This window comes from Pseudomonas nitroreducens NBRC 12694 (genome assembly GCF_002091755.1).
Classification (GTDB): Bacteria; Pseudomonadota; Gammaproteobacteria; order Pseudomonadales; family Pseudomonadaceae; genus Pseudomonas; species Pseudomonas nitroreducens.
On the sequence record NZ_BDAI01000003.1, the window covers coordinates 475,869 to 495,546 of the forward strand.

At 63.9% G+C, this 19,678-nt stretch carries 22 protein-coding genes; 15 read left to right on the forward strand and 7 right to left on the reverse strand.

What is annotated here, in order from left to right; all coding sequences use genetic code 11:
• Positions 1-97: 97 nt before the first annotated feature.
• Genes lptB through PNI01S_RS11305 form a run of 5 tightly spaced genes read right to left on the reverse strand, consistent with a single transcriptional unit; the run spans position 98 to position 3,426 of the window.
• Positions 98-823: an LPS export ABC transporter ATP-binding protein gene (gene lptB, locus PNI01S_RS11285; RefSeq protein ID WP_037009811.1), complete on the reverse strand. Its 726-nt coding sequence runs from the start codon at positions 821-823 to the stop codon at positions 98-100.
• Positions 823-1,359: a lipopolysaccharide transport periplasmic protein LptA gene (gene lptA, locus PNI01S_RS11290; RefSeq protein WP_024766543.1), complete on the reverse strand. Its 537-nt coding sequence runs from the start codon at positions 1,357-1,359 to the stop codon at positions 823-825. Before lptA ends, lptB begins: the two co-directional genes overlap by 1 nt.
• Positions 1,346-1,918, reverse strand: a complete 573-nt coding sequence (lptC, locus tag PNI01S_RS11295) for an LPS export ABC transporter periplasmic protein LptC (protein WP_024766542.1) — start codon at positions 1,916-1,918, stop codon at positions 1,346-1,348. Before lptC ends, lptA begins: the two co-directional genes overlap by 14 nt.
• A gap of 8 nt (positions 1,919-1,926) precedes the next feature.
• Positions 1,927-2,451: a KdsC family phosphatase gene (locus PNI01S_RS11300; protein WP_037009806.1), complete on the reverse strand. Its 525-nt coding sequence runs from the start codon at positions 2,449-2,451 to the stop codon at positions 1,927-1,929.
• The gene (locus PNI01S_RS11305; RefSeq protein ID WP_024766541.1) at positions 2,452-3,426 is read right to left on the reverse strand and encodes a KpsF/GutQ family sugar-phosphate isomerase; all 975 of its coding nucleotides are present in this window, start codon (positions 3,424-3,426) and stop codon (positions 2,452-2,454) included.
• A gap of 238 nt (positions 3,427-3,664) precedes the next feature.
• On the opposite strand from PNI01S_RS11305, the gene PNI01S_RS11310 reads away from it, so the two are divergent.
• The 10 genes from PNI01S_RS11310 (at position 3,665) to hisC (ending at position 11,552) form a co-directional block, all read left to right on the forward strand.
• Complete coding sequence (locus PNI01S_RS11310) at positions 3,665-4,474, forward strand: ATP-binding cassette domain-containing protein (RefSeq protein WP_024766540.1); 810 nt, start codon at positions 3,665-3,667, stop codon at positions 4,472-4,474.
• Complete coding sequence (gene mlaE / locus PNI01S_RS11315) at positions 4,474-5,271, forward strand: lipid asymmetry maintenance ABC transporter permease subunit MlaE (RefSeq protein ID WP_024766539.1); 798 nt, start codon at positions 4,474-4,476, stop codon at positions 5,269-5,271. The genes PNI01S_RS11310 and mlaE overlap by 1 nt, the downstream gene beginning before the upstream one ends.
• A complete protein-coding gene (mlaD, locus tag PNI01S_RS11320; protein ID WP_024766538.1) occupies positions 5,271-5,744 on the forward strand; it encodes an outer membrane lipid asymmetry maintenance protein MlaD in 474 nt (157 codons plus the stop codon). Before mlaE ends, mlaD begins: the two co-directional genes overlap by 1 nt.
• Before the next feature lie 11 nt (positions 5,745-5,755).
• Positions 5,756-6,403 carry a Tgt2/MlaC family protein gene (locus PNI01S_RS11325; protein ID WP_065083921.1) on the forward strand — a complete coding sequence of 216 codons (648 nt, stop codon included), beginning with the start codon at positions 5,756-5,758 and terminating at the stop codon, positions 6,401-6,403.
• On the forward strand, positions 6,400-6,708 hold the full coding sequence (locus PNI01S_RS11330) for an STAS domain-containing protein (protein WP_024766536.1): 309 nt from the start codon (positions 6,400-6,402) through the stop codon (positions 6,706-6,708). The genes PNI01S_RS11325 and PNI01S_RS11330 overlap by 4 nt, the downstream gene beginning before the upstream one ends.
• Before the next feature lie 110 nt (positions 6,709-6,818).
• Entirely contained in the window at positions 6,819-7,058 is a 240-nt protein-coding gene (locus PNI01S_RS11335; RefSeq protein WP_017518139.1) for a BolA family protein, read from the forward strand.
• Between the two features lie 19 nt (positions 7,059-7,077).
• The gene (murA, locus tag PNI01S_RS11340; protein ID WP_024766535.1) at positions 7,078-8,346 is read left to right on the forward strand and encodes a UDP-N-acetylglucosamine 1-carboxyvinyltransferase; all 1,269 of its coding nucleotides are present in this window, start codon (positions 7,078-7,080) and stop codon (positions 8,344-8,346) included.
• Positions 8,347-8,360: 14 nt separating this feature from the next.
• Positions 8,361-8,996, forward strand: coding sequence for an ATP phosphoribosyltransferase (gene hisG, locus PNI01S_RS11345; protein WP_024766534.1), 636 nt, complete (start codon positions 8,361-8,363; stop codon positions 8,994-8,996).
• Between the two features lie 174 nt (positions 8,997-9,170).
• Positions 9,171-10,493: a histidinol dehydrogenase gene (gene hisD, locus PNI01S_RS11350; RefSeq protein WP_084358262.1), complete on the forward strand. Its 1,323-nt coding sequence runs from the start codon at positions 9,171-9,173 to the stop codon at positions 10,491-10,493.
• 3 nt (positions 10,494-10,496) lie between these two features.
• The gene (hisC, locus tag PNI01S_RS11355) at positions 10,497-11,552 is read left to right on the forward strand and encodes a histidinol-phosphate transaminase (RefSeq protein ID WP_024766532.1); all 1,056 of its coding nucleotides are present in this window, start codon (positions 10,497-10,499) and stop codon (positions 11,550-11,552) included.
• 69 nt (positions 11,553-11,621) lie between these two features.
• Here the strand turns inward: hisC and algW are convergent, their stop codons facing one another.
• A complete protein-coding gene (gene algW, locus PNI01S_RS11360; protein ID WP_024766531.1) occupies positions 11,622-12,770 on the reverse strand; it encodes a Do family serine endopeptidase AlgW in 1,149 nt (382 codons plus the stop codon).
• 113 nt (positions 12,771-12,883) lie between these two features.
• Here algW and PNI01S_RS11365 point away from each other — a divergent pair, with 113 nt between their 5' ends.
• Complete coding sequence (locus tag PNI01S_RS11365; RefSeq protein WP_024766530.1) at positions 12,884-13,642, forward strand: Nif3-like dinuclear metal center hexameric protein; 759 nt, start codon at positions 12,884-12,886, stop codon at positions 13,640-13,642.
• A 55-nt stretch (positions 13,643-13,697) separates the two neighbouring features.
• On the opposite strand, the gene mltB is transcribed toward PNI01S_RS11365, so the two are convergent.
• A complete protein-coding gene (gene mltB / locus PNI01S_RS11370; protein ID WP_084358263.1) occupies positions 13,698-14,795 on the reverse strand; it encodes a lytic murein transglycosylase B in 1,098 nt (365 codons plus the stop codon).
• A gap of 336 nt (positions 14,796-15,131) precedes the next feature.
• Between mltB and cysD the strand changes: the two genes are divergently transcribed.
• The 4 genes from cysD to PNI01S_RS11395 all read left to right on the forward strand — a co-directional run bounded on the left by cysD (position 15,132) and on the right by PNI01S_RS11395 (position 19,677).
• On the forward strand, positions 15,132-16,049 hold the full coding sequence (cysD, locus tag PNI01S_RS11380; protein ID WP_037009793.1) for a sulfate adenylyltransferase subunit CysD: 918 nt from the start codon (positions 15,132-15,134) through the stop codon (positions 16,047-16,049).
• Positions 16,050-16,061: 12 nt separating this feature from the next.
• Complete coding sequence (gene cysN / locus PNI01S_RS11385; RefSeq protein ID WP_024764038.1) at positions 16,062-17,960, forward strand: sulfate adenylyltransferase subunit CysN; 1,899 nt, start codon at positions 16,062-16,064, stop codon at positions 17,958-17,960.
• Between the two features lie 233 nt (positions 17,961-18,193).
• Positions 18,194-18,700, forward strand: a complete 507-nt coding sequence (locus PNI01S_RS11390; RefSeq protein WP_089285807.1) for a sigma-70 family RNA polymerase sigma factor — start codon at positions 18,194-18,196, stop codon at positions 18,698-18,700.
• Positions 18,697-19,677: a FecR domain-containing protein gene (locus PNI01S_RS11395; RefSeq protein ID WP_084358265.1), complete on the forward strand. Its 981-nt coding sequence runs from the start codon at positions 18,697-18,699 to the stop codon at positions 19,675-19,677. Before PNI01S_RS11390 ends, PNI01S_RS11395 begins: the two co-directional genes overlap by 4 nt.
• Position 19,678 lies beyond the last annotated feature (1 nt).

Consider the following 19,678-nt stretch of genomic DNA (forward strand, 5'->3'; position numbering starts at 1 on the left):
TGGGCGGCCGAATGCGGCGCGGAACAACCGGCGAACCGGGCCGCGCGAAGAGGGGGAGGCGGGGTGGCCGCGCCCTGGCAGGGCGCGGCGCAGGGCCTTAGAGGCGGAACTCGTGGCCCAGGTAGACTTCCTTCACCAGGTCGTTGGCGAGGATGCTCTCGGCGCTGCCTTCGGCGATCAGTTGACCGTCGTTGACGATGTACGCCGTTTCGCAGATATCCAGGGTTTCGCGGACGTTATGATCGGTGATCAGGACACCGATGCCCTTGGCCTTGAGGTGATGGATGATCTGCTTGATGTCGCCCACGGAGATCGGGTCGACACCGGCGAAAGGTTCGTCCAGCAGGATGAACTTCGGCGAACTGGCCAGTGCACGGGCGATCTCCACGCGGCGACGCTCGCCACCGGACAGGCTCATGCCGAGGTTGTCGCGGATGTGGTGGATGTGGAACTCCTCGAGCAAGCCTTCCAAGGCTTCCTGGCGTCCGGCGCGATCCAGGTCGCTGCGGGTTTCGAGGATGGCGCCGATATTGTCCGCCACCGACAGCTTGCGGAAGATCGAGGCTTCCTGCGGCAGGTAGCCGATGCCGGCGCGGGCGCGTCCGTGCATGGGCAGGTGGGTGACGTCCTGCTCATCGATGCGCACGACACCCTGATCGGCGCGAACCAGGCCGACGATCATGTAGAAGCAGGTGGTCTTGCCCGCTCCGTTGGGGCCGAGCAGGCCGACGATCTGCCCGCTCTCGATGCTCATGCTGACATCGCGGACGACTTGCCGGCTCTTGTAGCTCTTGGCGAGGTGCTGGGCGGTTAGCGTAGCCATTACTGCGCTTGATCCTGCTTTTTCTTGGGCTGGATGACCATGTCGATACGCGGGCGCGGCGTGGTCACCTGGGACCCGGTGGCGCGGCCTGCGTTGACGATCTGGCGCTGGGTGTCGTAGACGATCTTCTCGCCTTCGAAGGTGTTGCCTTCCTGGATCACCTTGGCCTGGTCGATCAATACGACGCGGTTCTGGGTGACGAAGTACTGGATCGTCAGGCCGTAGGCCTGAGTGATCTGCTTGTCCGGCGCCGGCTTCTGCTCGAAGTAGGCAGGCTTGCCGACCGAGGTGACGACTTCGATGTCACCATTCTTGTTCTGCTTGAGCGTGACGGTGTTGCCAGTCAGCTTCATGCTGCCCTGGGTTACCACCACGTCGCCGCGATACACGGCTACGCCCTGCTTGTCGTCCAGTTCGGCGCTGTCGGCCTGAACCCGGATCGGCTGTTCCCGGTCGGTGGGAAGAGCCCAGGCGGCACTGCTGCCGATGGCGGCGGCGAGGCTGAAAAGAAGGGGGAGGGTGTTAACGAGCCTCATGCTGACCTCTTACGTTGGACAGCAGGAGCATCCGGCTGTCTTTCAGATACGCTTTCATGCCAACTGCCGTGGTGACACCGTTGGGTTCAGTGATCTTCACGGGCTGGTCAGTCTGCGCATAGTCCTTGTCTGGGAACACCGTCATGCGCGAGGTGTTGAGCAGGAGCGTGCGTTGCTGTGCGTCGGTGCGCGCAACACGCACGTCGTCGATCAGCTCGACCTGCTTGCCTTCGGGGGCCACTTCGGCGTGAACGCTCTGGACATGCCACGGCTGAGACTCGTTCTCCCGGTGGAAGTAGAGGTCAGGCGTAGTGACCAGGGTCACGTCGGTTGCTTTCAGGTGTTCGAGTTTGTCGGCGGTCATCTCGTAGGCGAGGGAGCCGTCGATGCGGTACTGAACGCTCTTGGCGTTGACCACGTAGAAGTCGATGGCGTCGCTGGTCTGCGACTTGAGTTGCCGCTCGTTGAAATCCAGACGCACGTTCCAGTAATAGCCGAGGGCGATCAGCAGGATGGCGATCAGGGCGAGCAACAGCTTCTGTTGGAGTGTCTTGGGCATGTTCGGCTCTAGAGGTACGCGTTCTGGGCGGCTTCGAGGTTGCCCTGAGCGCGCAGGATCAGTTCGCAGAACTCGCGGGCGGCGCCTTCGCCGCCACGGGCTTGGGTAACGCCGTCGGCATGCTGGCGCACGAAGGCGTCGCCGCTGGCGACCGCCATGCCCAGGCCGGCGCGGCGGATGGCCGGCAGGTCGGGCAGATCGTCGCCCAGGTACGCGACCTCTTCATAGCCTAGACCCAGTTCGGCGAGCAATTCGTCCAGGGCGACCAGCTTGTCCTCGCGGCCCTGGAACAGATGGTTGATGCCCAGGTTCTTCGCCCGCCGCTCGACCACCGGGCTCGAACGGCCGGTGATGATCGCGGTGCTTACGCCGGAGTTCATCAACATCTTGATGCCCTGGCCGTCCAGGGTGTTGAAGGTCTTGAACTCGCCGCCGTCGGGCAGGAAGTAGAGCTTGCCGTCGGTGAGCACGCCATCGACGTCGAATACCGCCAGGCGGACCGCTTTCGCGCGTTGCAGCAGGTCGGCGGTCATTCAGATGACTCCCGCGCGGGTCAGGTCGTGGACGTGCAGGACGCCGACCGGGTGGTCCTTGTCGTCGACAACCACGAGTACGTTGATCTTGTGGTCGTCCATGATCTTCAGGGCTTCGGCAGCGAGCATATCCGGGCGGGCGGTCTTGCCGTGCACGGTCATCACCTGATCGATGGTGACCGTGCGCACGTCCAGTCCCTTGTCCAGGGTGCGGCGCAGGTCGCCATCGGTGAAGACCCCGGCGAGCTTGCCGTCTTCGCCGAGGATGACGGTCATGCCCAGGCCCTTGCGGGTCATTTCCAGCAATGCGCCACTGAGCGAAGTGCCGGGGGAAACCTGCGGCAATGCTTCACCCACGTGCATGATGTTTTCCACTTTCAGCAACAATCGACGGCCCAGCGCCCCGCCTGGATGCGAGAAGGCGAAGTCTTCGGCGGTGAAGCCGCGCGCTTCGAGCAGGGCGATGGCGAGCGCGTCGCCGATCACCAGGGACACCGTGGTGGAGGAAGTCGGCGCCAGGTTCAGCGAGCAGGCTTCGTGCTCCACGCTGGCGTCGAGGTTCACCGCAGCAGCCTTGGCCAGCGGTGATTCGGCGTTGCCGGTCATGCTGATCAGGGTGATGCCCAGGCGCTTGATCAGCGGCAGCAGAGTGACGATTTCCGCGGTGGAGCCGGAGTTGGAGAGGGCCAGGACGACGTCGTCCTTGGTGATCATGCCCATGTCGCCATGGCTGGCCTCGGCCGGGTGCACGAAGAACGACGGTGTGCCGGTGCTGGCCAGGGTGGCGGCGATCTTGCGTGCGATATGGCCGGATTTGCCCATGCCGACCACGACGACGCGCCCCTTGCAGTTCAGCAACAGTTCGCAGGCCAGCGAAAAATCGGTGCCGATGCGCGGCAGCAGGGCGTCCACCGAGTCACGCTCGAGGCGGATGGTGCGTTGTGCCGACTGGATGAAATCGTGTTTCTGGCTCATGTTCGAAAGGCGCGGGGCAAAATGAAGTGCGAGATTATAACGGGAAAGCGACAAAGGCTTCATCACTGGCAACTCAATGTTGAACGCATTTTGCTGAACTGGGCCTTAACAGCGGCTTAGCAGCCCTTGGGGCGCGGCTTCACGGGGTGTTATAGTTCGCGGCCGTTCGGCCTGCCGCGCCGTGTTTCTGCCGTATGACAGACGGGGCAACGGACAGCGCCGTGATGAAAGGAGTTCTATGAGCACCAATGACCAATACGCGGTCGAGCTGAAGGGCCTGAGCTTCAAGCGTGGCACGCGTAAGATTTTCGATAACGTGGACATCCGCATTCCACGCGGCAAGGTCACCGGGATCATGGGGCCGTCGGGGTGTGGCAAGACCACCCTGTTGCGACTGATCGCCGCCCAACTGCGTCCGGCGAGCGGCGAAGTGTGGGTCAACGGCCAGAACCTCCCCACGCTGGGGCGCAGCGACCTGTTCGACATGCGCAAGCAGTTCGGCGTGTTGTTCCAGAGCGGTGCGCTGTTCACCGATCTCGATGTCTTCGAGAACGTTGCCTTCCCGCTGCGCGTGCACACCGAGCTGCCCGAGGACATGATTCGTGACATTGTCCTGATGAAGCTCCAGGCCGTTGGCCTGCGCGGGGCGGTGGAACTGATGCCCGATGAGCTGTCCGGCGGTATGAAGCGCCGTGTGGCGCTGGCCCGCGCCATCGCGCTGGACCCGCAGATCCTCATGTACGACGAGCCCTTCGTGGGGCAGGACCCGATCGCCATGGGCGTGCTGGTGCGCCTGATCCGCCTGCTCAACGATGCCCTGGGCATCACCTCCATCGTTGTGTCCCACGATCTGGCGGAAACGGCGAGCATCGCCGACTACATCTATATCGTCGGTGACGGCCGTGTGCTCGGTCACGGAACGCCGGCCGACCTGCAGGGTCTCGATGATCCGCGAGTGCGCCAGTTCATGAAGGGCATCCCGGATGGGCCGGTGCCGTTCCACTATCCTGCTCGCGATTACCGCGCCGACCTGCTGGGAGAACGTTGATGCGCAAGACTTCATCGCTCGAGCGAGTTCGCCTGCTCGGGCGCGCGGGCCTCGATGTCCTCGAGTCGCTGGGCCGTTCGAGCCTGTTCCTGGTCCACGCCATTTTCGGCCGCCGGGTGCACAGCGGTGCCTTCCAGTTGCTGGTCAAACAGCTGTATTCGGTGGGTGTGCTGTCCCTGGCAATCATCGTCGTTTCCGGCCTGTTCATCGGCATGGTGCTGGCGCTGCAGGGCTACAACATCCTGGCGAGCTACGGTTCGGAACAGGCGGTCGGCCAGATGGTTGCGCTGACGCTGCTGCGTGAACTGGGGCCGGTAGTCACCGGTCTGCTGTTCGCCGGGCGTGCAGGCTCCGCGCTGACGGCCGAGATCGGCAACATGAAATCCACCGAGCAGTTGTCCAGCCTGGAGATGATCGGCGTCGACCCGCTCAAGTACATCATCGCTCCGCGCCTTTGGGCCGGCTTCATCTCGATGCCGCTGCTGGCAGCTATCTTCAGTGTGGTCGGCATCTGGGGCGGCGCCCTGGTCGCCGTGGACTGGCTGGGTGTGTATGACGGTTCGTACTGGTCGAACATGCAGAACAGCGTGCAGTTCACCAAGGACATTCTCAATGGCGTGATCAAGAGCGTGGTGTTCGCTTTCGTCGTGACCTGGATCGCCGTGTTCCAGGGTTATGACTGCGAACCCACCTCAGAGGGGATCAGCCGCGCCACCACCCGTACCGTTGTGTATGCCTCCCTGGCCGTGCTGGGGCTGGACTTCATCCTGACCGCCTTGATGTTTGGAGACTTCTGATGCAAACCCGCACCCTGGAAATCGGTGTAGGCCTGTTCATTCTGGCCGGCCTGCTGGCCCTGCTGCTGCTGGCCCTGCGTGTCAGCGGACTGACCATCGGCAATTCCGGCGATACCTACAAGCTGTATGCCTATTTCGACAACATCGCCGGCGTTACCGTCCGCGGAAAGGTCACCATGGCGGGTGTCACCATCGGCAAGGTCACTGCGGTGGACCTGGACCATGACAGCTATCGTGGTCGTGTGACCATGGAGATCAATCGTCAGGTCAACAACCTGCCGGACGACTCTACCGCCTCCATCCTCACTGCTGGCCTGCTGGGCGAGAAGTACATCGGCATCAGTGTCGGTGGCGACGAAGAGCTGCTGAAGGATGGCGATACCATCAAGGACACCCAGTCGGCACTCGTGCTGGAAGACCTGATCGGCAAATTCCTGCTGAATTCGGTCAACAAAGACGACTCGAAGAAATGAGGGCTCACTCCATGTTGAAAACCTTGCGCCGTGGCTTCCTGGTCCTGCTCGCGGTCCTGCCGCTGTTCGCCCAGGCCGAGCAGACTGCTCAGCAGGTCGTGCAGCAGACCGTCGACAGCCTGCTGTCGGACCTGAAGACCAACAAGGCCAGCTACAAGGCCAATCCCCAGGCGTTCTACGACACCCTGAACCGCATCCTCGGCCCGGTCGTGGATTCCGAGGGCATCGCCAAGGGCGTGATGACCGTCAAGTACTCCCGCCAGGCGACGCCGGAGCAGGTCAAGCGCTTCGAGGAAACCTTCAAGAACAGCCTGTTCCAGTTCTACGGCAACGCGCTGCTGGAGTACGACAACCAGGACATCCGCGTGCTGAACAGCGGCAAGCAGGAGCAGGATCGCGCTTCGGTGAACATGGAAGTGGTCGGCAGCAATGGCGCCGTCTATCCGGTGCAATACACCATGGTCAACCAGGGTGGCGATTGGCGCCTGCGTAACGTGATCATCAACGGCATCAACATCGGCAAGCTGTTCCGTGACCAGTTCGCCGACTCCATGCAGAAGAACCGCAACGACCTGGAGAAGACCATCGCCGGTTGGGGCCAGGTCGTCGCCAAGGCCAAGGATGCGGCCAAGGGCCAGCCGGAAGGCAGCGCAGAATGAGTCAGGGCAGTATCACGGAGCGCAGTGAGGGCGACCTGGCCCTCGCCGGCGTGCTGGACTACAGGACCGGCCCGGCGCTGCGCGAGCAGGGCAGAAGCCTGATCGCCGCCAGCAAGGCCGCGTCGCTGCGCCTGGACTGCTCGGCGGTGGAACACTCCAGTAGCGTCGGATTGTCGCTGCTGCTGTCCTACACCCGTGATGCGCGCAAGGCTGGCAAGACGCTGCAGATCTCTGGGATGCCCAAGGACATGCAGGAAATCGCCAAGGTTGGCGAGCTTCTCGAGATTCTGCCGTTACAGCATTGAAACAGTGAGAAAGCCCTCCGTCCGCGACTTCCCCTGCCGGGGTTCGCAGGCGGGGGGCTTTTTTGTATCATGGCCGACCCGCGCGCGTAGGGCGCCGAACGAGGTTGAGCATGCAGGCCGTAGAAGTCAAAAACTTCCTGGAATCGAAACTGCCAGGTACCCAGATCGAAGTGGAAGGCGAAGGCTGCAATTTCCAGCTGAACCTGATCAGCGACGAGCTCGCCGGCCTGAGCCCGGTCAAGCGCCAGCAACAGATCTATGCCCACCTGAACGAGTGGATCGCCTCCGGCGCCATCCATGCCGTCACCATGAAATTCTTCAGCCGCGCCGCCTGGGCCGAGCGTTCCTGAGCCCACGGGGAAATTAGCAATGGATAAACTGATCATTACCGGCGGTACTCGTCTCGATGGCGAGATTCGCATCTCCGGCGCGAAGAACTCTGCGCTGCCGATCCTCGCCGCAACCCTGCTGGCGGACACCCCGGTGACCGTCTGCAACCTGCCGCACCTGCACGACATCACCACCATGATCGAGCTGTTCGGCCGCATGGGCGTGCAGCCGATCATCGACGAGAAGCTCAACGTCGAAGTCGACGCCAGCACCATCAAGACCCTGGTGGCACCGTACGAGCTGGTGAAAACCATGCGTGCGTCGATCCTCGTGCTCGGCCCGATGGTCGCCCGGTTCGGCGAAGCCGAAGTCGCCCTGCCCGGCGGCTGCGCCATCGGTTCGCGTCCGGTTGACCTGCACATCCGCGGCCTGGAAGCCATGGGCGCAGAAATCGCCGTCGAAGGCGGCTACATCAAGGCCAAGGCCCCGGCCGGCGGCCTGCGCGGCGCGCACTTCTTCTTCGATACCGTCAGCGTGACCGGTACCGAGAACATCATGATGGCCGCTGCACTGGCCAATGGCCGCTCCGTGCTGGAAAACGCCGCGCGCGAGCCTGAGGTCGTCGACCTGGCTAACTTCATCAACGCCATGGGCGGTGATGTGCAGGGTGCCGGTACCGATACCATCGTGATCAACGGTGTAAAAAGCCTGGGTGGCGGTGCCAAGTACAACGTCATGCCCGACCGCATTGAAACCGGCACCTACCTGGCGGCGGCGGCTGCCACCGGCGGCCGCGTCAAGCTCAAGGATACCGATCCGACCATCCTCGAAGCGGTGCTGGCCAAGCTGGTCGAAGCCGGCGCGCACATCACCACCGGCAGCAACTGGATCGAGCTGGACATGAAGGGCAACCGGCCGAAGGCGGTGAACATCCGCACTGCGCCGTACCCGGCATTCCCGACCGACATGCAGGCCCAGTTCATCTCCATGAACGCCATCGCCGAAGGCACCGGCGCGGTCATCGAGACCGTGTTCGAGAACCGCTTCATGCACGTCTATGAAATGAACCGCATGGGCGCGCAGATCCTGGTCGAAGGCAACACTGCCATCGTCACCGGCGTTCCGCAGCTCAAGGGCGCACCGGTCATGGCGACCGACCTGCGCGCATCCGCCAGCCTGGTGATCGCTGCCCTGGTGGCCGAAGGCGACACCATGATCGACCGCATCTACCACATCGACCGTGGCTACGAGTGCATCGAAGAGAAACTGCAACTGCTCGGGGCGAAGATTCGCCGCGTGCCGGGCTAGGGCAGAATCAGACGATGCTGACGATTGCCCTGTCCAAGGGCCGTATCCTCGACGACACCCTGCCGCTGCTTGCAGCGGCAGGCATCGTGCCGACCGAGAATCCGGACAAGAGCCGCAAGCTGATCATCCCCACCACCCTCGATGACGTGCGCCTGCTGATCGTGCGCGCCACCGACGTGCCGACCTACGTCGAGCATGGCGCCGCCGACCTCGGCGTGGCGGGCAAGGACGTGCTCATGGAGTACGGTGGCCAGGGCCTGTACGAGCCGCTGGACCTGAAGATCGCCAACTGCAAGCTGATGACCGCCGGTGCGGTCGGTGCGCCGGAGCCCAAGGGGCGTCTGCGCGTGGCCACCAAGTTCGTCAATGTCGCCAAGCGCTACTACGCCGAGCAGGGTCGCCAGGTCGACGTGATCAAGCTGTACGGCTCCATGGAGCTGGCACCGCTGATCGGCCTCGCCGACAAGATCATCGACGTGGTCGACACCGGTAACACCCTGCGTGCGAACGGCCTGGAGCCCCAGGAACTGATCGCGCACATCAGCTCGCGCCTGGTGGTGAACAAGGCCTCGATGAAGATGCAGCATGCTCGCATCCAGGCGCTGATCGACACCCTGCGCGAAGCCGTCGAAGCTCGACACCGTCACTGATACCCACCGCGACCCCGGTCGCGGCAGAGCCCGCCAAGGATGGCGGGAATGCCGAAAACGCAGGGAGCAGCTTTTCGGCCCTATCCGTGTCATAGCCAAATTTTCTCGGGTGCCCGCACGGAAGGCTTGATAGTCTTGCGGCGCCCGAGATCATGCCAATTAAAGAGGCCAGCTATGACCGCACCCTTCGCTATCCGTCGACTCAACGCCGCCGATCCGGACTTCGCGCGTCATCTGGACCATCTGCTCTCCTGGGAAAGCGTGTCCGACGATGCGGTGAACCAGCGCGTGCTGGACATCATCGCCGACGTGCGCAAGCGCGGTGACGCTGCCGTAGTGGAATTCACCCAACGCTTCGACGGTGTCGACGTCAAGACCATGGCCGACCTGATCCTGCCGCGCGAGCGCCTGGAGCTGGCCCTGACCCGCATCACCCCGGCTCAGCGCGAAGCTCTGGAAGTCGCCGCCGAGCGCGTACGCAGCTACCACGAGAAGCAGAAGCAGGACTCCTGGCGCTACACCGAAGCCGATGGCACCGTGCTCGGCCAGCAGGTCACCCCGCTGGATCGCGCCGGCCTGTACGTGCCGGGCGGCAAGGCGTCCTACCCGTCTTCCGTGCTGATGAACGCCATTCCGGCCAAGGTCGCCGGCGTCGCCGAAGTGGTGATGGTGGTACCGACCCCGCGCGGCGAAATCAACGAAATCGTCCTGGCTGCCGCCTGCATCGCCGGCGTCGACCGCGTCTTCACCATCGGCGGCGCCCAGGCCGTGGCCGCGCTGGCCTACGGCACGGAGAGCGTGCCGCAGGTGGACAAGATCGTCGGCCCGGGCAACATCTACGTCGCCACCGCCAAGCGCCACGTGTTCGGCCAGGTCGGCATCGACATGATCGCCGGCCCGTCGGAAATCCTCGTGGTCTGCGACGGCGGCACCGATCCGGACTGGATCGCCATGGACCTGTTCTCCCAGGCCGAGCACGACGAGGACGCCCAGTCGATCCTGGTCAGCCCGGACGCCGCCTTCCTCGACAAGGTCGCCGCCAGCATCGAGAAGTTGCTGCCGACCATGGAACGCGCCGAGATCATCCGTACCTCGCTGACCAACCGTGGCGCGCTGATCCTCGTTGCCGACCAGGAGCAGGCCTGCCAGGTTGCCAACCGCATCGCCCCGGAACACCTGGAGCTGTCGGTGGCCGACCCGGAAAGCTGGCTGCCGAAGATTCGCCATGCCGGCGCCATCTTCATGGGCCGCTACACCGCCGAGGCGCTGGGCGACTACTGCGCCGGCCCGAACCACGTGCTGCCGACCTCCGGCACCGCGCGTTTCTCTTCGCCGCTGGGCGTGTACGACTTCCAGAAGCGCTCCTCGATCATCTTCTGCTCCGCGCCGGGCGCTTCCGAGCTGGGCAAGACCGCGTCGATCCTGGCCCGTGGCGAGTCGCTGACCGCCCACGCGCGCAGCGCCGAATTCCGCATCCTTGACGGCAAGAGTGAGTAACCCATGAGCAAATTCTGGAGCCCCTTCGTCAAGGAACTGGTGCCCTATGTTCCTGGCGAGCAGCCAAAGCTGGCCAAGCTGGTCAAGCTGAACACCAACGAAAACCCCTACGGCCCGTCGCCGAAGGTGGTCGCCGCGATCCAGGCCGAGCTGAACGACACGCTGCGCCTGTATCCGGACCCGAACGCTGACCGCCTGAAGCAGACTATCGCCGAATACCACGGTGTGAAGACCGCCCAGGTCTTCGTCGGCAACGGCTCGGACGAAGTCCTGGCTCACGCCTTCCACGCGCTGTTCCAGCACGGCAAGCCGCTGCTGTTCCCCGACGTGACCTACAGCTTCTATCCGGTCTACTGCGGTCTCTACGGCATCGAGTTTGAAGCGCTGCCGCTGGACGAGCAGTTCCAGATACGCGCCGAGGATTACGCACGCCCGAACGGCGGCATCATCTTCCCCAACCCCAACGCGCCCACCGGTTGCCTGCTGCCGCTAGGAGCCATCGAGCGCCTGCTGCAAGCCAGCCCGGACAGCGTGGTGCTGGTGGACGAGGCCTACGTCGACTTCGGCGGCGAGACCGCGATTTCCCTGGTCGACCGCTACCCGAACCTGCTGGTGGCGCAGACCCTGTCCAAGTCGCGTTCGCTGGCGGGCCTGCGGGTCGGCTTCGCGGTGGGGCATGAAGACCTGATCGAAGCGCTGGAACGGGTGAAGAACAGCTTCAACTCCTACCCGCTGGACCGCCTGGCGCTGGCCGGTGCGGTGGCGTCCTTCGAGGACCAGGCCTACTTCGAGCAGACCTGCAGCGCGGTTATCCACAGCCGCGAGAAGCTGGTGGCCGAGCTCAAGACCCTGGGCTTCGAGGTGCTGCCGTCGGCGGCGAACTTCATCTTCGCCCGCCACCCGCAGCGTGACGGTGCTGAACTGGCCGCGGCCCTGCGCGAAGAGGGCGTGATCGTGCGTCACTTCAAGCAGCAGCGGATCAACCAGTTCCTGCGCATCAGCATCGGCACCGAGGAGCAGAACCAGGCTCTGATCGATGCCCTGCGACTGAAGTTGTAAGGCTTTCGCTGGTAACGAAAACGGCGCCCGAGGGCGCCGTTTTTCATGGCTCCGGAAAAGAGCCCGGTATCAATTGGCGTTGGGCGCGGGCGGCGGGCGCAGGCCGACTTCGGCGTTGAGTGTCACCGGCTTGCCGTTGCGCAGCACTTCGATGGTGATCTTCTCGCCCGGCTTGGTGCGCGCCACCTGGTTCATCGAGCGGCGGCCATCGCTGGCGGCCTCGCCATCGATGTTCAGGATGATGTCGCCCGGCAGCAGGCCGGCCTTGGCGGCGGGGCCGTCGCGGTAGACGCCGGCGACGACGATGCCGGCCTTGTCCTTGAGGTCGAAGGACTCGGCCAGTTCCGGGGTCAGCGGCTGTACCTCGACACCGAGCCAGCCGCGGATCACCTGGCCGTGCTCAATGATCGACTGCATGACTTCCAGAGCCAGCTTGGTCGGGATGGCGAAGCCGATGCCCTGGGAGCCGCCGGATTTGGAGAAGATCGCGGTGTTGATGCCGATCAGATTACCGTTGGCGTCCACCAGCGCGCCGCCGGAGTTACCGGGGTTGATCGCCGCATCGGTCTGGATGAAGTCTTCGTAGGTGTTCAGGCCCAGCTGGTTGCGGCCGGTGGCGCTGATGATGCCCATGGTGACGGTCTGGCCGACGCCGAACGGGTTTCCGATGGCCAGGCAGACATCGCCGGTGCGGATGCCATCGGAGCGGCCGAGCATGATCGAAGGCAGGTCCTTGAGGTCGATCTTCAACACTGCAAGGTCGGTTTCCGGGTCGCTGCCCACCAGGCGGGCGATGGTCTCGCGGCCATCACGAAGGGCCACGACGATCTGGTCAGCGCCGGAGGTCACGTGGTTGTTGGTCAGCAGATAGCCTTCGGGACTCATGATCACTGCCGAACCCAGGCTCGATTCCATGCGCTTCTGTTGCGGCAGGTTATCGCCGAAGAAGCGCCGGAACAGCGGGTCGTCGAGCATGGAGTTGTTCGGCTTGCTGACCATCTTGGTGGTGTAAAGATTGGCCACTGCAGGCGAGGAGCGGGTCACGGCGTCAGCGTAGCTGACCGGGCCTTGCTGGATGCGGCTGAGCAGTGGAGCCTGTTGCAGGTGCACTTCCTGCTGCGGAAGGCCGACCCATTGCGGGTTATGCTGGATGATCAGCAGCGCCAACAGGACGCCAACCAGCACGGGCCAGCCGAGAAAACGCAGGGCCTTCAGCATCGAAGAAAATCCTTGGGGTTGCTTGGCCGGGGGATGGCCGATAGGGTGGCGGCCATTATACGGGCGGCGAGCCAAGAAAATAGACGCTCGCAGCCGATGTTGGAGGAATTTCGATGGCTATCGCACTGAGCACGCTGGTCGAGGAAGCGGACCGTTTCCTGGAGGCCGCGAAGATCCAGGATTACTGCCCCAACGGCCTGCAGGTCGAGGGCCGGCCGCAGGTGCGGCGCATCGTTTCCGGTGTCACCGCCAGCCAGGCGCTGCTGGATGCCGCCGTGGAAGCAGACGCCGATGTGGTGCTGGTCCACCACGGCTATTTCTGGAAGGGCGAGGATGCCCGGGTGGTCGGCATGAAGCAGCGACGCCTGAAGACCCTGCTGAACCATGACATCAGCCTGCTGGCCTATCACCTGCCGCTGGACCTGCATGCCGAGGTGGGCAACAACGTGCAGCTCGGCCGTCAACTCGGTTTCGAGATCGAAGGGCCGCTGGAGCCCGGCAACCCGCGCTCCATCGTCCTGGTAGGCTCGCTGGTCGAACCCATGCTGCCGAGCGATCTGGCGCTCCATGTGCGCGATGTGCTGGGTCGCGAGCCGTTGCTGGTGGATGGCGGCCAGCCGATCCGTCGCATCGCCTGGTGCACCGGTGGCGCCCAGGGCTACATCGACCAGGCGATCGCCGCGGGCGTCGATGCTTATCTGACCGGCGAAGTCTCCGAACAGACTGTGCACAGCGCGCGGGAGAATGGCATCAGCTTCATCGCCGCCGGCCACCACGCTACAGAGCGCTACGGTGTGCAGGCGCTGGGGGATTACCTGGCCAGGCGCTTTGCCATCGAGCACCTGTTCATCGATTGCCCGAACCCTGCCTGACTCTTCGGCGCCATGAAAAAAGCCGGCTCAAGGAGCCGGCTTTTTTCATGGCGCCTCAGCGGTAGCCGTGACGCTGGCGGTCCACCGCCTTGCCCAGTTCCCACACCGCCATGGCGTAGTGCGTGCTGTGGTTGTAGCGGGTGATCACATAGAAATTCGGCAGGCCGTACCAGTACTGGTAGGTGTTGCCCATGTCCAGGCGCAGCAGGCTGGCGGTCTGGTGATTGCCCAGCGAGCCCTGCGGGCGCAGGCCGGCAGCGGACAGGGCGCTGATCGAGTACTGAGTCTTGAAGCCATCTTCCAGCGAGCGGGCCTGGCCGATGGCCGGGATCGCCACCGCATCGCCGGTGACCCAGCCGTGCTGCTTGAAGTAGTTGGCCACGCTGCCGATGGCGTCGCGCGGATTCCACAGGTCGCGGTGGCCGTCGCCGTCGAAGTCCACTGCGTACTGGGTGAAGGAGGAGGGCATGAACTGCCCATAGCCCATGGCGCCGGCGTAGGAGCCGCGCATCTCCAGCGGATTGTCGCCTTCCTTGCGTGCCTGGAGAAGGAACTGCTCCAGCTCGCCGCTGAAGAACTCGGCACGACGCGGGTAGGAGAACGACAGGGTGGCCAGTGCGTCGATGATCCGCGTCTTGCCCATCACGCGGCCCCAGCGGGTTTCCACGCCGATGATGCCGACGATGATTTCCGGTGGCACGCCGTAGGTGCGCGAGGCGCGTTGCAGGTCCGCCTCGTACTGGTCCCAGAACAGTACGCCCTTCTGCACGTTATCCGGGGTGATGAATTTCTTCCGGTAGCGCAACCAGGCGCCGTTCGGGCCGCTGGGCGGGGTGTAGGTCGGGGCCTGGCGGTCCATCAGGCGGATCACCCAGTCCAGTTCCTGGGTTTGGGCAAACAGGTCGTGCAGGTCCTGCCGGTTGAAGCCGTGCTTGCTCACCATCATGTCGATGAAGCGATTGGCGTTGGCATTATTCGCGTAGTCACCGCGCAGCGGGGTGATCGGTTGTACAGAGCCGAACGCCGGGTGGGCACTGGTCGTGATCAGGGTGGGGGGCTTGGGCTTCTGGGCCGGTTGTGGTGCGGGAGTCGGTTTGCTGCTGCACGCAGAGACCAGGACGAGTAAAGGCAGGGTGAAAGCGATGCGGCGCATGGGGAATCTTCTGGGGCAGGAAAACGTGCCGGCTATGCTAGCGCAGTGCCGCGCGGGCACAAGCCGGGACATTGCGAGACTGTTGCAGGAAAAGTCCTTCAGTCTTGCGACACCAATGTCGGGCGATGGCATCTCAAGCGTCGATGAGATGGGGTTCAGGGCCTTCCTCAAACACCTCGTCGGCGGGCGCGAAGCTCTGAGGGTGACTGAGCGCGTATGGCTATATAAGTATATTTTTTCGGTATAACCCGCCCGCCGGTTAGAGCCTTGCGCTGTGATAGAGTGCGCGCTCGTCTACGGCCCGCCGGCCGTCCATAAGCAATTCCGTGAGTAGCCATGGTCGACAAACTGACGCATCTGAAACAGCTGGAGGCCGAGAGCATCCACATCATCCGCGAGGTCGCCGCCGAATTCGACAACCCGGTGATGCTGTACTCGATCGGCAAGGACAGCGCGGTGATGCTCCACCTCGCGCGCAAGGCCTTCTTCCCCGGCAAGCTGCCGTTCCCGGTGATGCATGTCGACACCCGCTGGAAATTCCAGGAGATGTACCGCTTCCGCGAGAAGATGGTCAGCGAATACGGCCTGGACCTGATTACCCACATCAATCCCGATGGCGTGGCGCAGGACATCAACCCGTTCACCCACGGCAGCGCCAAGCACACCGACATCATGAAGACCGAGGGCCTCAAGCAGGCGCTCGACAAGTACGGCTTCGACGCCGCCTTCGGTGGTGCCCGCCGCGACGAGGAGAAATCCCGCGCCAAGGAGCGGGTGTACTCGTTCCGCGACAGCAAGCACCGCTGGGACCCGAAGAACCAGCGTCCGGAACTGTGGAACGTCTATAACGGCAAGGTGAAAAAGGGCGAGTCGATCCGCGTCTTCCCGCTCTCCAACTGGACCGAGCTGGACATCTGGCAGTACATCTACCTCGAGCAGATCCCGATCGTTCCGCTGTACTTCGCCGAAGAGCGCGAAGTCATCGAGATGAACGGCTCGCTGATCATGATCGACGACGAACGCATCCTCGAGCACCTCACGCCCGAGCAGAAGGCCAGCATCCAGAAGAAGATGGTGCGTTTCCGCACCCTGGGCTGCTACCCGCTGACCGGCGCGGTGGAGTCGACCGCTACTTCGCTGCCGGAAATCATCCAGGAAATGCTGCTGACGCGGACTTCCGAGCGCCAGGGCCGGGTCATCGACCATGATGCCGCCGGCTCGATGGAAGAAAAGAAACGTCAGGGCTACTTCTAAGGTTCTCGCACCATGTCGCATCAATCCGATCTGATCAGCGAGGACATCCTCGCCTACCTGGCCCAGCACGAGCGCAAGGAACTCCTGCGCTTCCTCACCTGCGGCAACGTCGACGACGGCAAGAGCACCCTGATCGGGCGCCTGCTGCACGACTCCAAGATGATCTACGAGGACCACCTCGAGGCCATCACCCGCGACTCGAAGAAAGTCGGCACCACCGGCGATGACGTCGACCTGGCGCTGCTGGTCGACGGCCTGCAGGCCGAGCGCGAGCAGGGCATCACCATCGACGTGGCGTACCGCTACTTCAGCACCGCCAAGCGCAAGTTCATCATCGCCGACACCCCCGGCCATGAGCAGTACACCCGCAACATGGCTACCGGTGCTTCCACCTGCGACCTGGCCATCATCCTGATCGACGCCCGCTACGGCGTGCAGACCCAGACCCGCCGGCACAGCTTCATCGCCTCGCTGCTGGGCATCAAGCACATCGTCGTCGCCATCAACAAGATGGACCTCAAGGGCTTTGACCAGGGCGTGTTCGAGCAGATCAAGGCCGACTACCTGCAGTTCGCCGACAAGATCAACCTCAAGACCAATTCCCTGCACTTCGTGCCGATGTCGGCGCTGAAGGGCGACAACGTGGTCAACAAGTCCGAGCGCTCGCCGTGGTACACCGGCCAGTCGCTGATGGAAATCCTCGAGACCGTGGAAGTCGCGGGCGACCGCAACCTCGACGACATGCGCTTCCCGGTGCAGTACGTCAACCGTCCGAACCTGAACTTCCGTGGCTTCGCCGGCACCCTGGCGAGCGGAATCGTGCGCAAGGGCGACGAAGTCATTGCCCTGCCGTCGGGCAAGGGCAGCAAGGTCAAGTCCATCGTCACCTACGAAGGTGAGCTGGAGCAGGCAGGTCCGGGCCAGGCCATCACCCTGACCCTGGAAGACGAGATCGACGTCTCCCGCGGCGACATGCTGGTGCATGCCGACAACCGTCCGCAGGTCACCGACGGCTTCGACGCCATGCTGGTGTGGATGGCCGAAGAGCCGATGCTGCCGGGCAAGAAGTACGACATCAAGCGCGCCACCAGCTATGTCCCGGGCTCGATCCCGAGCATCACCCACAAGGTGGACGTGAACACCCTGGAAGAGACCGCCGCCAGCGAACTCAAGCTCAACGAGATCGCCCGCGTGAAGGTCAGCCTGGATGCTCCGATCGCGCTGGACGGCTACGAACAGAATCGCACCACCGGTGCCTTCATCGTGGTCGACCGCCTGACCAACGGCACCGTCGGCGCCGGCATGATCATCGCCGCGCCGCAGGCCGGGCAGGGGGCTTCCGTCCACCACAGCAACGGCCATGTAGCCCGTGAAGAGCGTGCTGCGCGCTTCGGCCAGCAGCCGGCTACTGTGCTGTTCAGCGGCCTCTCCGGCGCCGGCAAGAGCACCCTGGCCTATGCGGTGGAGCGCAAGCTGTTCGACATGGGGCGCGCGGTCTATGTGCTGGACGGCCAGAACCTGCGCCACGACCTCAACAAGGGCCTGCCGCAGGACCGCGCCGGTCGCAACGAGAACTGGCAGCGTACCGCCCATGTGGCCAAGCAGTTCAACGAAGCCGGCCTGATCAGCCTGTGCGCCTTCGTCGCCCCGAGCGCCGAAGGCCGCGCGCAGACCAAGGCGCTGATCGGAGCCGAACGCTTCATCACCGTCTACGTCCAGGCTTCCCCGCAGGTCTGCCGCGAACGCGACCCGCAAGGCCTGTATGCCGCCGGCCAGGACAACATCCCGGGCGAGTCCTTCCCCTACGATGTGCCGCTGGATGCCGATCTGGTGATCGACACCCAGAGCCAGTCGGTGGAAGAGGGCGTCAAGGCGGTCCTCGACCTGCTGCGCCAGCGCGGCGCGATCTGATCGCACAGCGCTGAACTGAAGAAGCCCCGCACCTGCGGGGCTTTTTCATGCCTGACGTTCTTGTGGGAGCCGCTGTGGCGGGCGGCCCGGTCGATTGTCATGCGCAAAGCCTTCGCTGGCAGATGGCTATTGCCGTTGATCGATACCTACATATAATGCGACTGATTATTATTTGCTGAATGGCAGGTGCGGTGGTGTCGCTACTGGGTCGTACACAACTCGCGGATCACGACATGCACCGCCTCTACGCCGATCACCATGGCTGGCTGCAAGGCTGGATCCGTCGCAAGACGGGCTGCTCGCAGCGTGCCGCCGACCTCGCCCAGGACACTTTCCTGCGCGTGCTCACGGTGCGTGCCAAGGGCGTCGCGGTGTATCTCGAGCAACCGCGCACCTACCTCGCGACCATTGCCCGCGGCCTGGTGATCGACCAGTGGCGCCGCCTGCAGCTGGAGCAGGCGTGGCTGGAGTCCCTGGCCGCCCAGCCCGAGGCGGTGCAATCGTCTCCTGAACAATTGGCGCTGATCCTGGAAACATTGCAGCAGGTGGACGCGATGCTTCTGCGTCTGCCCGCCAGAGCTCGCCGGGCCTTCCTGCTGGCGCAGATCGATGGCTTGCCGTACCGGGAAATCGCTGTGGAGCTGGGGGTGTCCGAGCGCATGGTGAAGAAATATCTCGCCCAGGCGTTCCTGCACTGCGCGGTGCTGGAAGCCGAGCTGGACGGAGTGCTGGTGGAGTGAACGGTCGCGACGACAAGCTCAGCCACGCCAGCCTGCAGCAGGCGGCGAACTGGTACGTGCTGCTGCAGGATGAAAATCCCAGCGTGCAACTCCATGCGCAATGGCGCCAATGGCTCGACCTGCACGCCGAGCACCAGGCCGCCTGGCACTACGTCGAGCGCATAGGCCAACGATTCGCACCGCTACAGGGGGAAAGACAGCTGGCGGGGCGGGTGCTCAAGGCCAGTGGCGAGCGCCAGCTCTCGCGTCGCCAGGGCCTCAAGGGACTGCTGGTGCTCAGCGGCGGCCTGCTGCTCGGCTGGGGCTCCTGGCGCAGTACCGCGTTGCCGAGGTTGGTGCAAGGATGGAGTGCCGATTACAGCACCAGTACTGCCGAGACTCGCGAGGCTATCCTTGCCGATGGCACCCATCTCTGGCTGGCGGCGATCAGTGCGGTGGATGCCGACTTCGGTCCGGACCAGCGCCTGTTGCGGCTGCGTTTCGGCGAAGTGCTGGTGGACACCGCCAGGGATGCCGCGCACCGGCCCTTCCTTGTCGATACCGAGCAGGGGCGTCTGCGCGCACTGGGCACGCGCTTTGCGGTCAGGCAACTGGGCGACTCTACGCGCCTCAACGTCTACACCGGCGCAGTGGAAATCCGCACCGCGGAGAGTGGCGAGAAGCGAGTACTGGAAGCCGGCCAACGCGCTGACTTCACGCGCATCGCCATCGGCGAGGTGTTGCCGGCACAGACGGCAGGGGATTCCTGGGTACGCCACGTGCTCACCGCCGAGAACATGTCGCTGGGGCAATTGGTCGAAGAGCTGGGCCGTTATCGCCACGGCTATCTGGGTTGTGATCCGGCAGTCGCGCAGTTGCCGGTGATGGGGTCCTTCCCCCTGGACGACAGTGACCAGGCGCTGCGCCTGCTGGCAGCGGCATTGCCGGTCAAGGTCCAGCGCCTGACACCGTGGTGGGTGAGCATCGAGTCCGTCTGAC

Bases quoted from the DNA above. Each gene is read 5' to 3' on its own strand.
- lptA (WP_024766543.1), bottom strand. From the start codon at position 1,359: ATGAGGCTCGTTAACACCCTCCCCCTTCTTTTCAGCCTCGCCGCCGCC.
- hisD (WP_084358262.1), top strand. From the start codon at position 9,171: ATGACCGCACCCTTCGCTATCCGTCGACTCAACGCCGCCGATCCGGAC.
- PNI01S_RS11335 (WP_017518139.1), top strand. From the start codon at position 6,819: ATGCAGGCCGTAGAAGTCAAAAACTTCCTGGAATCGAAACTGCCAGGT.
- PNI01S_RS11300 (WP_037009806.1), bottom strand. From the start codon at position 2,451: ATGACCGCCGACCTGCTGCAACGCGCGAAAGCGGTCCGCCTGGCGGTA.
- lptC (WP_024766542.1), bottom strand. From the start codon at position 1,918: ATGCCCAAGACACTCCAACAGAAGCTGTTGCTCGCCCTGATCGCCATC.
- PNI01S_RS11390 (WP_089285807.1), top strand. From the start codon at position 18,194: ATGCACCGCCTCTACGCCGATCACCATGGCTGGCTGCAAGGCTGGATC.
- PNI01S_RS11325 (WP_065083921.1), top strand. From the start codon at position 5,756: ATGTTGAAAACCTTGCGCCGTGGCTTCCTGGTCCTGCTCGCGGTCCTG.
- PNI01S_RS11305 (WP_024766541.1), bottom strand. From the start codon at position 3,426: ATGAGCCAGAAACACGATTTCATCCAGTCGGCACAACGCACCATCCGC.
- mltB (WP_084358263.1), bottom strand. From the start codon at position 14,795: ATGCGCCGCATCGCTTTCACCCTGCCTTTACTCGTCCTGGTCTCTGCG.
- algW (WP_024766531.1), bottom strand. From the start codon at position 12,770: ATGCTGAAGGCCCTGCGTTTTCTCGGCTGGCCCGTGCTGGTTGGCGTC.
- murA (WP_024766535.1), top strand. From the start codon at position 7,078: ATGGATAAACTGATCATTACCGGCGGTACTCGTCTCGATGGCGAGATT.
- PNI01S_RS11310 (WP_024766540.1), top strand. From the start codon at position 3,665: ATGAGCACCAATGACCAATACGCGGTCGAGCTGAAGGGCCTGAGCTTC.
- mlaD (WP_024766538.1), top strand. From the start codon at position 5,271: ATGCAAACCCGCACCCTGGAAATCGGTGTAGGCCTGTTCATTCTGGCC.
- cysN (WP_024764038.1), top strand. From the start codon at position 16,062: ATGTCGCATCAATCCGATCTGATCAGCGAGGACATCCTCGCCTACCTG.
- mlaE (WP_024766539.1), top strand. From the start codon at position 4,474: ATGCGCAAGACTTCATCGCTCGAGCGAGTTCGCCTGCTCGGGCGCGCG.
- cysD (WP_037009793.1), top strand. From the start codon at position 15,132: ATGGTCGACAAACTGACGCATCTGAAACAGCTGGAGGCCGAGAGCATC.
- PNI01S_RS11365 (WP_024766530.1), top strand. From the start codon at position 12,884: ATGGCTATCGCACTGAGCACGCTGGTCGAGGAAGCGGACCGTTTCCTG.
- hisC (WP_024766532.1), top strand. From the start codon at position 10,497: ATGAGCAAATTCTGGAGCCCCTTCGTCAAGGAACTGGTGCCCTATGTT.
- lptB (WP_037009811.1), bottom strand. From the start codon at position 823: ATGGCTACGCTAACCGCCCAGCACCTCGCCAAGAGCTACAAGAGCCGG.
- hisG (WP_024766534.1), top strand. From the start codon at position 8,361: ATGCTGACGATTGCCCTGTCCAAGGGCCGTATCCTCGACGACACCCTG.
- PNI01S_RS11330 (WP_024766536.1), top strand. From the start codon at position 6,400: ATGAGTCAGGGCAGTATCACGGAGCGCAGTGAGGGCGACCTGGCCCTC.